Source organism: Helicobacter cappadocius (assembly GCF_030688855.1).
In the GTDB taxonomy this organism is placed as follows: Bacteria; Campylobacterota; Campylobacteria; order Campylobacterales; family Helicobacteraceae; genus Helicobacter_J; species Helicobacter_J cappadocius.
This window is the reverse complement of record NZ_JAUYZK010000003.1, coordinates 148024-162977: the sequence shown is the minus strand read 5'-3', so window position 1 is coordinate 162977 and position 14954 is coordinate 148024. Positions and strand designations below refer to the sequence as shown.

Below are 14954 nucleotides of genomic sequence, written 5' to 3'. Positions count from 1 at the left end.
TCTTTAAAGTATTCTTCTTGTTTTTGTTGTTCTATGTATCGTTTTTGTTCCATTGCTAGATTTTCTTCATCTTGAGGATTGTTTGCATATTCTTGTTCTTGCAGTTTTCCTTCTTGCTCTAATAATTTTGCCTCTTCGATGGTTTTTTCTGCTAAAGGAATAGCTTTAATTTTGTTATTAAAGTTTGAATTTTGAGTTGTCAGTGTCTCTTCTTTTTTGCATTCCCAATTGATTTTTCCAAGCATTTCTTGGTCTTTATAATAATAATTTGCCTTGAGCTTAACTGGAGTAGCTTGAAAACCTTTAACTAAAATGATGACTTCATCTTCATTGAGATTTAAAATATCTTGTTCGCTTACAAGTTCTTTGCCTTCTTTGTTATAAGTGCTTGTTCCGCCAAATATGAGGCTATTTTTTTCAGTAGAATAACTTTTGGTATTTCGCGTGTATTTTCCGATCTCTTCTGATATGGATTTTGCATATTTATGATCAGTTTTAAAAATAATTTTGTAATTAACAGTTGCTCCAAGTATTTCAGCGTCTTTTTCAGAGTAGTATTTTTCAATGAGTGCATTGCTTTGAGTGATAAAAAGCACTACGACTCCATAACTTCGAGAAAGAGCGGGCATTTCTAGCAAAAATTCAAGTTTTCCAAATCTGACAAATTCATCAAGTATGAAGTAAATCCTCTCACTTTGTTTTTTGCTTTCTTTTAAAAGGAGATTTTTAGCAATCGATTCAAGCAATATTCTAATAAGAGGTGCTAAGGTATTAATATCAGTTTGAGCAATTTTTACATAAAGAGTGATGTTTTCATTTCTAAAATCTTCATATTCAAAACTCATTCCATCAGTGGCATTTTTAACTTGATAGCTTGTAAAAACTCCCATTGTTCTATTGTATGTGGATTTGATAGAAGAAAATTCATCGCCCCCGCTTCCCCCTGACCAAGCCCTTGCATAATCTTTTACTATTTCATCAAGCCTTCTATTTTTGGGTTGTTTTTCATTTTCAGGTTTGTCTTCATCTAAGTCAGGGTCTTGTTCTCTTGCTTTTAAAGAATAATTTCTAGGATCATTAGGATCAAGATAAATTTGTTCGCTAACTTGTTCAAAAAACAATTTTTCAGGATCGCTATTTTCTTTTTGAATAGGTAAACCATTTTTAAGTATTAGTATTCCCTCATCATCGTGTTTCCATAATTTTGCATATTGAGGACTTAGAGGGTGGATATAGGGTTTATAATCCCTCATTGTAGCTGTTGCGATTCTAAAAAGATTGGATTCTCCATATACAGATAAGTCATAAAGTGCATAAAAAATAAATAGGTTTCTTCCTTGATTAATCCAATGCGGGTCAGAGTTTTTTTCTTCTACAAAAATAGTTTGTGCTACTTCTTCTACCAATCTTCTTCTTGCATTAAAATCTAGTTTTTCTACAATGCGTTTATCAAATGGGTTGAATTTGAGTGTGTTATCTTTACCAAAAGGATCAAAAACTAAGATTTTATTTTTAAGTGCTTTTTGTCTATAACCAGCGGTCAAATCGTGTAATTCCCCTTTAATATCAAGCACGATACAACTTGTAGGTAAGTGCAATAAATTAGGTATAGCAATAGCAGCTGTCTTTCCACTACCAGGCGGAGCTATGATAAGGGCTGAAAGAGGTTCGCTAAAATAAACAGGTTTTTTATCTAAAAGATTATCCCAAAGTCCTAGCTTAAAACCATCATCAAAGTTGAGCTTCATTTTGTTTTTCTTTTTCATTCCAAGCTTTAAAAACTCTTTTAGGTTTTTTGTCATTTTATTTGCACTAAAAAAATTGATAGGATTGATGAGTTTGAAGAAATCTTTTAGAAAATCACTCAAAACAAAACGATAGTTCTCAATATCAGATTTGACTGCCCACTTTGCTTTTCCGTGCGTAGTGGATGAATTCTTTGGCATAGTTAGCACAAATAAGGCTATAAGGGGAGCTAAACCAAAAATAGCACTCAAATATACTCCTAGCTTAAAGCTTTTAAAGGAGGATAGGTTGCTAAAAATAAGCTTTTGAAATTCATAGTTTTTTTGGAAACTTCCTAGATGGAAAAAAATATCTAGCATATATCCAAAAACAAAGGGAAATAAGATGATGGCGATAAAATAATACAAGGGTAGATATTTTTTATTTTTAAACATTGGTGTTCTCCTGAGATATTTTTTGATCTTCTTTTTTGATTTGATTTTTGTATTTTTGAAGTTTATTTTTGATTTTTTTTGTCTCGATGCCATTGTTGTCTAAAATAAGCAAAAACTCTAAAATAAGAATTCTCAAGCTAGTGATGTCATTGCATAGATTTTGTAATTGAACAGAGATATTTTTTAAATCTATTTTAGATAAATCGTTTATTTCTCCTCCATCAAGGAGTTTTTGAATATTAAGTGAATATGCTATTTGATTGATGTTAGAATAAGTCGCATTTGTACCTTCATAAAGTCCTTTATTAAGTTTAGTGAGTGCAAAAATCCTAGAGACATTTTCATTATTTTCTTGAGATTTTTCTAGCAACATCTTTTCTAAAAATTTGGTCATCGTTAGAGAATTCTCTTTGGAGTTGTTTTTAAGACTTTCATAGGCTTTAGGGTCTAACACAAAAAATATTTTTTTTCCATCGATGAGTTTATGTTTTTTAGAGTTATCTATTTTTTGTTTCATTTCATTTTCACTCATTTTTTCTCCTTTATCAATTAAAATCAAATATCTGCTAATAGCTTTTTTAGATCTTTTTTCACATTTAGGACATCTTCTATCACTCGTTCATTTCCTATTTTTTTGATTTGAATAATATTGTCCATTCCTCGAACAAAAAAATCTAGCAAGTCTTTGCTATCAATGTCTTTTTTAGAGCCGATTTTTATATTGAGATTGATAGCAAAAATAGCATCTTGTACAGAATTACTATGAAGGGTAGAAATCATTCCGCTATGCCCTGTGTTAGCTAATCTTAAAAACAAAGAGACATTTTTGGTATCAATCTCTCCTAATAAAAGCCTTTGAGGGGACATTCTCATTGCATCATTGAGGGCTGTTTCATAAGAGTAGTTGGAATCTTCATTTTTGCCTACCAAAATAGAAACCAAATTAGGATTTTTTAAATGCAATTCGGGGGAATCTTCGATAGTAATGACCCTCTCATCTAGTGGAATTTTTTCAATCAAACTATTCACAAAGCTTGTCTTTCCACTTGCAGTTCCACCACTAACTAAAATATTTTTAGCTTCTATTACAAGATTTAAAATATCTTCATAAGAAATTCCTTTGTCCTGCACTTTATCTCCTAATTTAAAGGCTTGTATGGGAAATTTACTTTCATTAGGAATCCGAATACACAAGGCGAGTTTGTTTTGAGCGGTGATGCTTGGGTGCAGGGCATTCACTCTATAACGCGTATGAGGAATAGAACAACTTAGATGTGGCACTTGTAAATTAAAAAACAAATTCCTAGAATTAGCTAGTTGTTCGCAAAAATTCATCAAAAAGCGTTCATCAAATAAATCTTCTTGCACTTTTTCATAAGAACTTCCTTTGACTAAATACATCATTTTTGCCCCGTTAAATTGGATCTCATTAATGTCTTGAGATAAATAAGGGTGTAATTTCTGCACTAGCACTTGTAAAATTCTGCTTCCCCCAACACTTGTGCTTTGAGTTATCATACTGCCTCGCTTATGCCTTTGATTTTGTTTCCTAAGACTTTTATTTCTCCCATCAAGCGTTCAAGCTTGACTTTGAGTTTTTTAGCCTCTTCTTTTTTTCGATTGTATTGAGCAATGATATTTTGATTAGGAACGATGTTTTCTTCTAACAAATCATCTATTTCAGTGAGTTTTACATTAGCTGTTTTATTTTTTTCCATTTTTTTATCTCCTGTTTTTTTAATATTTTCATTGTTTTTAAAATCTTTAGATTGCTCTTGGGTTACTTGTTCTTCAGTCATTTTTATCTCCTTTTGTGGGGTTTATTAGGGGTAGATTCATTTTCATTCTCCTTATACTTGGGTTTTTGGGTGTTAGATAATTGAGATTTTTGTGTCTCCTGTGATTTATCAGTTTGTGGTAGAATATCCCGAGCAGGTGATGAAATGTGCTTTTGCACCAGTCGCTCGTCAAGACTTTGGGCTTGAGTGTAGGAGTTGGGCGTCCCTACCATCAACTGCTTTTTTTCAAATTGCTTGAATTTCTTAACATTGATTTTATTTGCGTGAAAAATCATATTTATTCCATCTTCATTTCTGATTCCAATATCCCCCATTTTTTTCTCATTCAGTTTTTTAGCTACTATGAAATCTTGATCATTTTTAGCTTTTGGATTTTTCATAATAATCTCAGGGTCTTTGATCACTTCTTCAATCGTTTTAACTACATCTTGAAAGTTTTCAAACATTTCAGGGTGTCTTCTATAAAGCAGTGCAATATCTGCTATAGCTTCTTTATCTCCGCCCAGTGCTTTAGCTAAGGCTAAACCTAATTCAAATATTTCTAATTCACTCATCTTTTTCTCCTTTTAGTGGAATTAAGAGTATTTGTATCTTCTTCTTTGTATTTTGGTTTTTGGATTTGAGATGCTGATGAGCGTTGTTCTTTTTGTGCTTCTTGTGATTTATCAGTTTGTGGTAGAATATTTTCAGCAGATGAAATGTGCTTTTGCACCAGTCGCCCGTCAAGACTTTGGGCTTGAGTGTAGGGGGTGTGGGCGTCCCTACCATCTGCATTCTCAATTTTCTTTTTTAACTTTTCTAACTCTTGAACCCTTTTTTTATTTGCATGAAATATTGTATTTATTCCATCATCATTTTTTATCCCGACTTCACCCATTTTCTGAGAATTTATTTGTTTTGCTACCAAAATTTCTTCATCATTTCTCCTATTTGGACTGGGATTTTTCATAATAATTTCAGGGTCTTTGATCACTTCTTCAATCGTTTTAACTACATCTTGAAAGTTTTCAAACATTTCAGGGTGTCTTCTATAAAGCAGTGCAATATCTGCTATAGCTTCTTTATCTCCGCCCAGTGCTTTAGCTAAGGCTAAACCTAATTCAAATATTTCTAATTCACTCATCTTTTTCTCCTTTTAGTGGAATTAAGAGTATTTGTATCTTCTTCTTTGTATTTTGGTTTTTGGATTTGAGATGCTGATGAGCGTTGTTCTTTTTGTGCTTCTTGTGATTTATCAGTTTGTGGTAGAATATTTTCTGTAGCAATCATTGAATGTGCGTTAGTACCAGATGAAAGAATTTTTTCTTTCATTAGCTCCCCTGCCGACTTTGAGCGGTGTGTAGAGGGTGTGGGGGTCTCTACCAATGATTGCTTGATTTTTTCTAATTCTTTTATTCTTTTTTTATTTGTATGAAAAACTACATTTGTGCCATTATCGTTTTGTATTGCTATTTCGCCCATTTTATTTCCGTCTAATTCCTTTATAGCTAGTAATGCTCCTTCTGTTTTTGCTTTCATAATAATCTCAGGGTCTTTGATCACTTCTTCAATCGTTTTAACTACATCTTGAAAGTTTTCAAACATTTCAGGGTGTCTTCTATAAAGCAGTGCAATATCTGCTATAGCTTCTTTATCTCCGCCCAGTGCTTTAGCTAAGGCTAAACCTAATTCAAATATTTCTAATTCACTCATCTACCTCTCCTTTTGCTAGGAGTGGGAATATTTTGTTCTTCTTTTTGTCTTTGGGGTTTTGGTTCTATTTTTTTTGGTAAAATAGGGTTATGGGATTGGTTTGATGATAGAATATTGAAGCCTTTGTTGAGTTTCATCTCCGATTCATCAATAAAATTCGCATCGTCAATGGTCTGCGACTTTTCCAATCTCAATTCATTTCTTCTATCAATATATGCAGTCAATATAAAATGATTGTCTTCCCCTCTTGCTAAAATAATGCTTGTTGTGTTGGTAATGATATTGAATCGATTATCAGGCATTTTTATCATCACACCATTTCTGATATTTTCTTGTAGATGAGAAATAAATCTTAGAGCTTTTTCTTCTCCAAATTGTTCAGAACGCCTTTTAAGAATATGACACAATCCAAAATCTTCATTTCCCCATAACAAATCAATATCCCCTGTATCTTCTCTATAAAATGCACCTTTTATGAAGCCTTGCTTTTCCATCAATAGCTTGATAACAGCTAATTGTTCTTTGTGGTAATACTCTTTTGTAAAATCACTCCCAGTATAGAAATCTGTAGTCATCTACCTCTCCTTTTATTGGGAGTGGGAATAATCTCATTTTCTTTTTGTCTTTGGGGTTTTGGTTCTATTTTTTTTGGTAAAATAGGGTTATGGGATTGGTTTGATGATAGAACATCGAAGCCTTTGTTGAGCCTAGAAACCGATTCATCAATAAAATCTATATCGTGAACACTCTGTAGGTTTTCCAATCTCAATTCATTTGTTCTGTCAATATATGCAGTCAGTATAAAATGATTATCTTGACATTGCTCTAAGATAATAGTTGATTTGTTTGTGATAATCCCTATTCTGCCGTGCTTTGCTTTGACTATGACGCCATTTCTGATATTTTCTTGTAGATGAGAAATAAATCTTAGAGCTTTTTCTTCTCCAAATTGTTCAGAACGCCTTTTAAGAATATGACACAATCCAAAATCTTCATTTCCCCATAACAAATCAATATCCCCTGTATCTTCTCTATAAAATGCACCTTTTATGAAGCCTTGCTTTTCCATCAATAGCTTGATAACAGCTAATTGTTCTTTGTGGTAATACTCTTTTGTAAAATCACTCCCAGTATAGAAATCTGTAGTCATCTTCATCTCCTTTAGTGGTATTAAATATTTGTTTTATCATAGGTATTCCTTTATCTCTTTCTTGATTTATTGGTGGTTATTTGGCTATTGAGAGAGTTTTGATTCTCATAGTGTTTTGCTACTTTGTGGTTTTTAAACTGCATTTTTTGGTTAAGATTTCTGTCAGAATAAAATGTTATAATGACTTCATCAGATGGGGAGAGTGGCAGTTGTGGCCCTCCCATCTGATTATCTACTACTGATCTAAATCTCACTCCTTTTTCATTTTCCCATTCATAAATCTTCGCACCTTTTTCATCGATAAATGGCTCTTTGAAAGTGGCTATGTATTTCCTGATGGATTTTCCTAGATCAAGGAGTTCTTTAAGCGTAATAGCACCTTGTGAATTTTGTTCAAGATGGATTTTGATATGTTCTGCACCTAAGCCTTTATCTCTATAGGGATTATGATAACCCTTCACATACATCACCACTTCTTCGATGATGGCATCTTCTATTTTTTCTAAATCAGTCTGCACTGAAATAGGAGTTGCTTTTTTCTCATTGAAGGTTGTGTTATAAATCCCTCTAGTTTCTTTTTTATTTTGCATAGGCACTCCTTTATTTCTTAGGCGGAAGGAGGTAGTCGTTGTATGATGTGCAAGAATAACCATTACTTATTGCCCACCAAGTATGACAATGCGGGTCTGAATTTTGAACATCATAAAAGTTATACATCAAGCATAATCCCCCCTTCTTTGGTTTATAGTATTTGCTGATAAAGTCTGTAAAACCTGAAGAAGTCTTGATGGATTCATCTTTATAGTAATTTTCATTTGCTTCATAGAATTTCATATAATCACTATCTAAATTCAGATCATTTTGAATAACCCTAGTCGTCCTATCAATGGTTTTAACTCTTTTGCTGACATAATAGATGGAAGGTTCTTTTTCATCTTCTTGCTTGGGTCTTTGATACCCTATGGTTACGCCAGTATTGGTAGTTTTATAAGTGGTAATCCATTTAGCTAAAGTTTGGATTCCACCATTTTGATAATGTGGATAATATCTATGATATTTACATTGACCGGTATTTTTAGAATCTTCTTCATAACTCGTAAGTATTCTCTTCTCCATCTCAAACTCATATGTCCCATTCATATCTCCAGCTTCAGTTGTTCCTGATTTTTCTTCACTAGGGAGTTTGATATAAGGTTGTGTGATCCTTCCAGTTTTACCCTCATCAGTGCTATAATCACAAGAAGTGATGTCAATATATTGATTAGCTACATTATCAAAGGCTTTTATCTGTGTTCTTCTATAAGCTTGTAAATTCGCATCATCAAACTCCCAAGCCCCGCAAGCATATTCTTGATAAGGAAATTTAAAAGGTGATATGATTCCATTGTTAATATAAACCTTTTGCCCTGTAGTAGGATCGATGTAGTATTGATTCACAACCCTTTTGACTTGTTTTGATGTAGGGTCTTTATCATAAGAAATCAGTTCTTCTTGCACATTTTGATAATCTGAGCAATCCACAGCAGTATGCACTAGTCCATCAGCCCCACGAAAAAGGATTTGGGTTTGAAAGAAGTAAGCCTGATTACCTTTATAGCCTTTATCTTTTATAATTTGGAGTTGGCATTTACTATCATCTTTATATAAGGGAAAACGATACTCATCACCTTGTAAATCTACACAGCCTCCTACATTTTTCATCTGATTTTCATTATCTACATAATAAAATTGTGTTTGTTTGATTGCTACCCCCTCGTTGAAGTCATAGCGATATTCACATTTAGTATCATCTCTTTGAGCTTTTACATCTACACAGCTTCCATCTTTGGCTATAAAACTTAGTCCTATGGAGTTTTTACCATCATATGCAGGAGATTTACAAAACTGCGTAGAATATTCATCGCCCCCATTTCCCCCACTAGAATTTGAGCTATCAGAATTACTATTTCCATTTGGTACAGGATAATAATTTGTCCCGCCCGTATCGTTAGTTGAAGCATTAGGAATATAGCCACTTCCATAATCACTTCCACTAGAGCTATTAAAGCCCCCTGTGCTAGAACTACCAAAACTTCCACTAGAGCTACCTGAACTCACAGAGCCTGAACTAGAAGGAGTGCTAGAATTTCCCGAACTGCTTGAGCTTGAGCTTGAGCTAGAAGGAGTGGATGAAGTAGCTTTTGTGCCTGATTTTTTCTGATAATCTTCTAAGGATATGCCAAAAATCTTAGCAATCTCATCTTGATTTTCTCCTGCTAAAATTATCTTAGAGCCTTTTTTAAGATTTTTACTACCGTTAATGGGTTTGATAACACTTGGCTGGGAACTTAGATTGTGTGTTTGGTTGTCTTTGATGATAGAAGAGATATTAAAAACAACATCTTTTCCATTAGAACTCACTTTATATTTTCCTACTGCAATAGCTCTTTGAATCTTGTTACCTAAAACAACATTGCCTTTAAGCGAACCTGTTTTTTTATGGTTGAAATTGATAGTTTTATTTGTTAAGATTATCAAAGCCTGTGCTTCATAGCTAGTTAGTAAAATAAAAAATACACTCCAGATTATTTTTTTCATTTTTTCTCCTTCATCTCTTTCTTGATCTATTGGGGGTTATTTCGTTATTTAGGGGTTTATTAATTTCATAGTGTTTTGCTTTGTCTTGTTCGTTATCTTTAGATACAATATCTTTATGTTGATTTCCTGACGAAAGTGATTCATCACCAAGCGCCGTTTTTGCAGATTCATCTGACAAAAATGTAGGGTAAGGCGACCCTACCGTCGGATTTTCTTCATGATTCATTTTAGAGTGTTTTGCTACTTTGGGGTTTTTAAAGCGCATTTTTGCATTAAGATTTCTGTCAGAATAAAATGTTATAATGACTTCATTAGAGGGGGAAAGAGGCGCGATATGGAGACCCTCCCCTCTAATTTTATCTATAATGGTTCTAAATCTAACTCCTTTTTCATTTTCCCATTCATAAATTTTTCTATTATCTTTGTCAATAAAAGGCTCTTGAAATTTATCAATATAAGCCCTGATAGACTTTCCTAAATCAAGGAGTTCTTTTAAGGTAATAGCACCTTGTGAATTTTGTTCCAGATGGATTTTGATATGTTCTGCACCTAAGCCTTTATCTCTTTTGATGTTGTGATAACCTTTCACATACATCACCACTTCTTCGATGATGGCATCTTCTATTTTTTCTAAATCACTCTGCACTGAAATAGGAGTTGCTTTTTTCTCATTGAAGGTTGTGTTATAAATCCCTCTAGTTTCTTTTTTATCTTCCATTAGGTATTCCTTTTTTAAAATTCATTTTCATCATCACTCATATCCTCTTCATCAATAGGAGGCTTATATTCTTTAAAAAATTCAGCATTCACTTCGCCATTTTTAGGCACTGGAAAGAAAATATCTGTATTAGGAGAAATAAAAATCCTAGATCCTTCTTTGATAGTAATGATGGGTTTGATACGAATTTGTTCTCTTAAGATTTGAGAGATAATGTTAGAAATATCTGCCTTCATAGAATTCAGCATTTGGGTAGTCTGATAGCCTTCTAAAAAATTTGAACCATTTTGATTGACTTTGTTATTAAGTGCTGATGAAATAGATAAAAGCAGTCCATTTGAGAGGGTTGAGAGGGCAAGGGGCAATCCGTAGCGTTCCCAACTTTTTTTATGTAAAACACCCACTAATCCAGCATAGCCCTTTACATCAGCCCCTTTAGCGTCTGATAAGATGATATTTATGCCTTGTGGAGTAATGATTCGATTCCAAATCACCTCTAATCGATATTCACCTATTTTGTTATTATTGTTGTAAAAACCGATCACTCTTGAGCCTTTGGGAATAAGCACTGCTCTTCCCATTGAGGCATACACATCGCTTTCTACTTGAGCAACTATTTTATTTCCCCCAATCTGCGATGAGATGGGAGTAATAAGTATTGCAGGTATCATTCTATCAGCAGTGATGGTTCTTAAGAGCTTATTTTCATTACTGGCAATATCTTTTTTATCAAAATTCGAAAAAGAATCAACACCGTATTCTTTTTCCTTATTAGCTTGTAGTGTTTCTCCATTATTGATTTCTTCTAAAGATGAGCTAGAATCCAAAGAACTTCCATCAGAACTAGAAGCTAATCGTTTTGCTAAGAGGGCTAAACGAGCTTTATCGCTTTTTGAAGCTTTGGAGTAATCAAATTGTGAATTTTTATCTTGCTTATTATTTTTGTCTGTCCCATCAGGATTTTTCTTATTTTTTTGAGAATTTATAACAATCAAACCGCCCTTGTAAGAATCTTTTTTATCATCTACTCCTATCTTTTTTTGAAGGGATTTGATTTTATTTTCAATCGACAAAAAGGCATTATCACTTTCTTGAGGTTTCTCTTCCTTTGGTTTTTCTTGTGTATTTGAGATTTTGGAAGGAGTGGATTCTTTAGAGTTTTGATAAAGATAATCTTCGATGGGATATTTTGTTTTATTTTCAAATTCTTCATCATCGATTTCTAGCTTAGAGATAGCCACTAGAACAAAAAATCCAGTAATTAACATCACAAAAAATGTGAGGAGTTTGTGGGTTTTGATCCAGTTTAAAATAACACCCATTATTACAACTTTGTTTTTACTTTAGAGGAATTTTCCTCTTGTTTTTTTTGATCAGAAATTGGAATCACAACTTGCTGTGCTTTTTGTAATCTTTCTTCATCTAGCTCTTTTTTAGAAGGGATTTTTTGCACACATACATATTCTTCACCTAAACGCAAAGTCCATTTAGCATTCACATCTTCAGCGATAATATAGTTTCCTACTACTCGTGAATTGATGGGGTTGTCATATCCATCAATAACTTTATAAGGGTAAGGAAATTTAGAGATAGCAATTTCTCTGTTGTATTTAAAATAAGTGTATTTTCCATCATCAAAAATATCAATCGCTTTTAAATCTTCTGCTTGTTTATAAGGTTTTTTATATAGCCACAAACTCCACCACATACGCTTTTTTCGAGGGGCTTGATAATAGTGCTTTTTGATTTTTGATTTATCAATAAAGAGATGATTACTCTCATCTCCAATTCTTATGAATTTTCCATCATCGATTTCTTTAGAGGTATAATCAACACTTTTTTCATTATCGCTTTTAGATGAATCTTGTTTGGGAATTTCAATAGAATTAATTTTTTCATCTGCGTTGTTTGTATTTGCACTAGAATTTCCTTGTGTGAGTTGTTTGTTAATAGTTTGTAGCTCTTGTAGTTTTTTAAGTTTTTCTGCTTGTTTGACTTCAGGAGGAATGATGTCAATTTTGCCTATTTTCCTATCATCTGAAATAAATACAGTTAAGGCAGGATTTCTTGAATTGGTAAAATGGGTAGAAAAAAGATAAAAAGTATAGATTTTCCCACTTTTTCCTATCACGGTAAGGTTCGTATCTACACCAATTAAAAGAGGCTTGATGATAAGGATATTAGAGAGATTATAACCTTCTTTTGTTGGGGCTAAAACTTCAAAAAACGAACTATCTCCTAATGAAACATAAGCGATGGTATCTTTATCAAAAATAAAAGTTGTACTCATTGCATATCGAAGACGAATTTTTGGAGTATCCCCTGCTTTATAAATTATATTGAGATTATTATCTTGTGGATTTCTTTTTTTTGAAAAAAACGAACTTTGAATCGCATTTAGAAATTGCATTTTAACAGCTTCTTGTGCGTCTTGTTCTTCTTGAAATTCTTCCAAAGTCATTTTGTTATTTTTGGAATTAGGGCTAGAGTCTTCTTTAGAATTTGTGCTAGGATTTGAGCTATTAACAAAAGGACTAGGTTCATCTGCAAAAACTTGATTTGTTATTAATAAAAGCCCCGTTAAAATAGTGCTTCTTAAAATCTTATAGCACCTACAATGCCCATCAAATCCAAAAACCCCCAAGCCCAATCTCAATCCCTTGTTTCCCTTATAATAAAAAATTTGATTGATTTTTTTCATTCTTTATCCTTTGTGTTTTCAATAAAAGGAGAAAGAGTGTTATTGTTACTATCTTCTTTGGTAGGGGTTAGATTGTTAGGATTATTTTGATTATTTTTTAGGCTTTGTTGTTCTAGTTCTTGGAGTTGATTTTGTAGTTCATTGAGCTTGTTGCCGGGCATATCATTTTGATGTTGTTGCAAGAATATTTTGATATTTTCAATCTGTTCTTGAATCTGCGATGTTTCTTTTTCATTCAAATCATCTTTGTTGGTTTTTGAATTCATAGCATTAAAATCAGAATCTTTATTTTGTTTAACATCTTCTTGAGTGTTTTTATCGGTGACTTGGTTTTGTTCTTGAGTGTTGTTAGATTTTTTATTTTCTTTTGATTCTTGATAAAAATACGCATCATCTAAAATATCTTCATTGTTTTTTTCTTTATTATTTTGATATTTGATTCTTGATTTAGAATGGCTTATTTTATTTTCTTCATCTAAATCCTTGATAGTAGCAATTTCTGTGATAGAATATCCCGTAACAGTGAATCCTGTAGGGTTTTTTGGAAGGGATTTATAATCAATAGCTAAGGTTTTAAATTTATAGGAAATGACAATTCTATATCTTTTTTCAGATTTTAAAATCCCGTTATAAAATAGAGAAATCGAGACATCAGCATTGGCATATCCTTTTTTAATGATAGCAATATTGACGATTTTAACAACCCTTGTAAGGTTTTCATTGCTATAAATAGAATCTTCTTGTGCAATGATTCGCTCAAACACATTCCAAACTTCAGGGGAACTTTGTTCTCTTACAATCTCATTTCTTTGTTTATCGTCAATTCGATTGATACTCTCTCTTGAGAGGATATAAGCTCCTAAGAGTTGCCTATTCAAAGCTTCATTAGCAGTGATACTTTGATCTGCTTTTTGAATAATGGCAAAGCTTTGAGTATCATTGGTAAAAGTTACTAGGTAAGGTTCTTTTTCTTTAAGGGGCAAAAGAGTAAGGATTATAATAAATTCGATAAAACTAGTGAGAAAAAAGAATAAAGCAATTAAAATCAGATAATCTCCAATTTTTCGTTCAATCTTAAAGATACTCCCTGCATCTTGAACGCTCTCAAACACTGAATTTATTTTGAATTTAGCTCTTATTTTAGGCAAAACTAGGTTTTGAGTTGTTTGTTTGGTTTTTTCTAATGTGGATTTTATTGTTTTAAATATCGAAGTATTTTTTGAAGTTTTGATTTTTTCTTCAAGGATTTCTTCTTGTTTTACCTCTAAATCATCTTGTTCATTTTGCATTATTTGTTCTGAAGGATTTTTTGATTCTTGAAGCTCTTTAAGATTGTTTCCCATCTTTTTTTCCTTAGTTTTTTAGCTCTTTGAGTTCTTTGATGTAGGAAAGATGTGAGTAATTCGTATAGCGACTGAGTTTCTTAATGATGGTTCTTGCTTTATTCATTATCTTAGAGATTTCTTCTACGCTTTTGCCTTCTTTTAAAAATGAGAGGATCATTTTTTCTTCTGAAGGGGTGAGGGTGTTTTTAGAGTGGTCTATTTTGATTTTTGTTCCTTTTGCGATGATTTCACTTTGAAGGTTGATGATTTGATCTTTTAAATCAAGTCTTTCTTCTTGAAGTTCTTGTATTTTTTCTTGGAAATTTTTTTGTTTTTGGATATGATTAATAAGAGTATTGATTTTTTGTTCTATAACATTTAGTTTTGTTGAATCTTTTTGCATTTGATATTCGTAGTCCTTTTTTAAAGAGGCTAATTCAAACATCTTACTTCTTAGGTTTTGTTCGATTTTATTAAATGCTTCAATAAAGAGGATTTTCCATTTATAAGCCTTTTCTCCAGTGAATCCCATTGCTAAAAGACAAAATCCATCTTTAGTGATTTTGTAGTATTTGCTATTTTTTTCAAAAAGCCCATGTTTGCGGACTTCGTTCGATAGCCCAAAATTGGACTTACGAAAATCATCATCAGGAAGAGCTTGTATATCTCTTAAAATATGTTTGTGTTGTTTTTCAAAAACTTCAGCTATATCAAAACTAGTGATAAAGACTTTTTGATTTTCAATATCAAAGCTGATTTTTTTATTTTCAATGATGATAGAATTCTCTTGTGTATTTTCTATATAGTTCATT

General features: G+C 32.4%; 15 protein-coding genes and 1 pseudogene. All 16 read right to left on the bottom strand.

The features are described from left to right. Window positions 1-197 precede the first annotated feature (197 nt). A pseudogene (locus Q5I06_RS03285) lies at window positions 198-1946 on the bottom strand (type IV secretory system conjugative DNA transfer family protein); the annotation flags it as partial. 226 nt (window positions 1947-2172) lie between these two features. After that, the gene (locus tag Q5I06_RS03280; protein ID WP_305516914.1) at window positions 2173-2712 is read right to left on the bottom strand and encodes a hypothetical protein; all 540 of its coding nucleotides are present in this window, start codon (window positions 2710-2712) and stop codon (window positions 2173-2175) included. Between the two features lie 23 nt (window positions 2713-2735). After that, the gene (locus Q5I06_RS03275) at window positions 2736-3698 is read right to left on the bottom strand and encodes a CpaF/VirB11 family protein (protein ID WP_305516915.1); all 963 of its coding nucleotides are present in this window, start codon (window positions 3696-3698) and stop codon (window positions 2736-2738) included. Continuing rightward, window positions 3695-3979 (bottom strand): hypothetical protein, encoded by a 285-nt coding sequence (locus Q5I06_RS03270; RefSeq protein WP_305516916.1) that lies wholly within the window; start codon window positions 3977-3979, stop codon window positions 3695-3697. Before Q5I06_RS03270 ends, Q5I06_RS03275 begins: the two co-directional genes overlap by 4 nt. Window positions 3980-3981: 2 nt before the next feature. Continuing rightward, window positions 3982-4533: a hypothetical protein gene (locus Q5I06_RS03265; protein ID WP_305516917.1), complete on the bottom strand. Its 552-nt coding sequence runs from the start codon at window positions 4531-4533 to the stop codon at window positions 3982-3984. After that, a complete protein-coding gene (locus Q5I06_RS03260) occupies window positions 4530-5102 on the bottom strand; it encodes a hypothetical protein (protein WP_305516918.1) in 573 nt (190 codons plus the stop codon). The genes Q5I06_RS03265 and Q5I06_RS03260 overlap by 4 nt, the downstream gene beginning before the upstream one ends. After that, window positions 5099-5671 (bottom strand): hypothetical protein, encoded by a 573-nt coding sequence (locus tag Q5I06_RS03255; protein WP_305516919.1) that lies wholly within the window; start codon window positions 5669-5671, stop codon window positions 5099-5101. Before Q5I06_RS03255 ends, Q5I06_RS03260 begins: the two co-directional genes overlap by 4 nt. After that, window positions 5668-6246 (bottom strand): putative barnase/colicin E5 family endoribonuclease, encoded by a 579-nt coding sequence (locus tag Q5I06_RS03250; protein WP_305516920.1) that lies wholly within the window; start codon window positions 6244-6246, stop codon window positions 5668-5670. The genes Q5I06_RS03255 and Q5I06_RS03250 overlap by 4 nt, the downstream gene beginning before the upstream one ends. After that, on the bottom strand, window positions 6243-6821 hold the full coding sequence (locus Q5I06_RS03245; protein WP_305516921.1) for a putative barnase/colicin E5 family endoribonuclease: 579 nt from the start codon (window positions 6819-6821) through the stop codon (window positions 6243-6245). Before Q5I06_RS03245 ends, Q5I06_RS03250 begins: the two co-directional genes overlap by 4 nt. Window positions 6822-6871: 50 nt before the next feature. Then, on the bottom strand, window positions 6872-7411 hold the full coding sequence (locus Q5I06_RS03240; RefSeq protein ID WP_305516922.1) for a hypothetical protein: 540 nt from the start codon (window positions 7409-7411) through the stop codon (window positions 6872-6874). Window positions 7412-7421: 10 nt separating this feature from the next. Then, on the bottom strand, window positions 7422-9398 hold the full coding sequence (locus Q5I06_RS03235; protein ID WP_305516923.1) for a collagen-like protein: 1977 nt from the start codon (window positions 9396-9398) through the stop codon (window positions 7422-7424). Between the two features lie 10 nt (window positions 9399-9408). Continuing rightward, the gene (locus tag Q5I06_RS03230) at window positions 9409-10116 is read right to left on the bottom strand and encodes a hypothetical protein (RefSeq protein WP_305516924.1); all 708 of its coding nucleotides are present in this window, start codon (window positions 10114-10116) and stop codon (window positions 9409-9411) included. Between the two features lie 14 nt (window positions 10117-10130). Beyond that, the gene (locus Q5I06_RS08725; RefSeq protein ID WP_370692172.1) at window positions 10131-11384 is read right to left on the bottom strand and encodes a DNA type IV secretion system protein ComB10; all 1254 of its coding nucleotides are present in this window, start codon (window positions 11382-11384) and stop codon (window positions 10131-10133) included. Between the two features lie 56 nt (window positions 11385-11440). Next, the gene (locus tag Q5I06_RS03220) at window positions 11441-12817 is read right to left on the bottom strand and encodes a TrbG/VirB9 family P-type conjugative transfer protein (protein ID WP_370690922.1); all 1377 of its coding nucleotides are present in this window, start codon (window positions 12815-12817) and stop codon (window positions 11441-11443) included. Beyond that, window positions 12814-14160: a VirB8 family type IV secretion system protein gene (locus Q5I06_RS03215; protein WP_305516925.1), complete on the bottom strand. Its 1347-nt coding sequence runs from the start codon at window positions 14158-14160 to the stop codon at window positions 12814-12816. Before Q5I06_RS03215 ends, Q5I06_RS03220 begins: the two co-directional genes overlap by 4 nt. A gap of 10 nt (window positions 14161-14170) precedes the next feature. Further along, window positions 14171-14953, bottom strand: coding sequence for a Rha family transcriptional regulator (locus Q5I06_RS03210; protein WP_305516926.1), 783 nt, complete (start codon window positions 14951-14953; stop codon window positions 14171-14173). Between the last annotated feature and the right edge of the window lies 1 nt (window position 14954).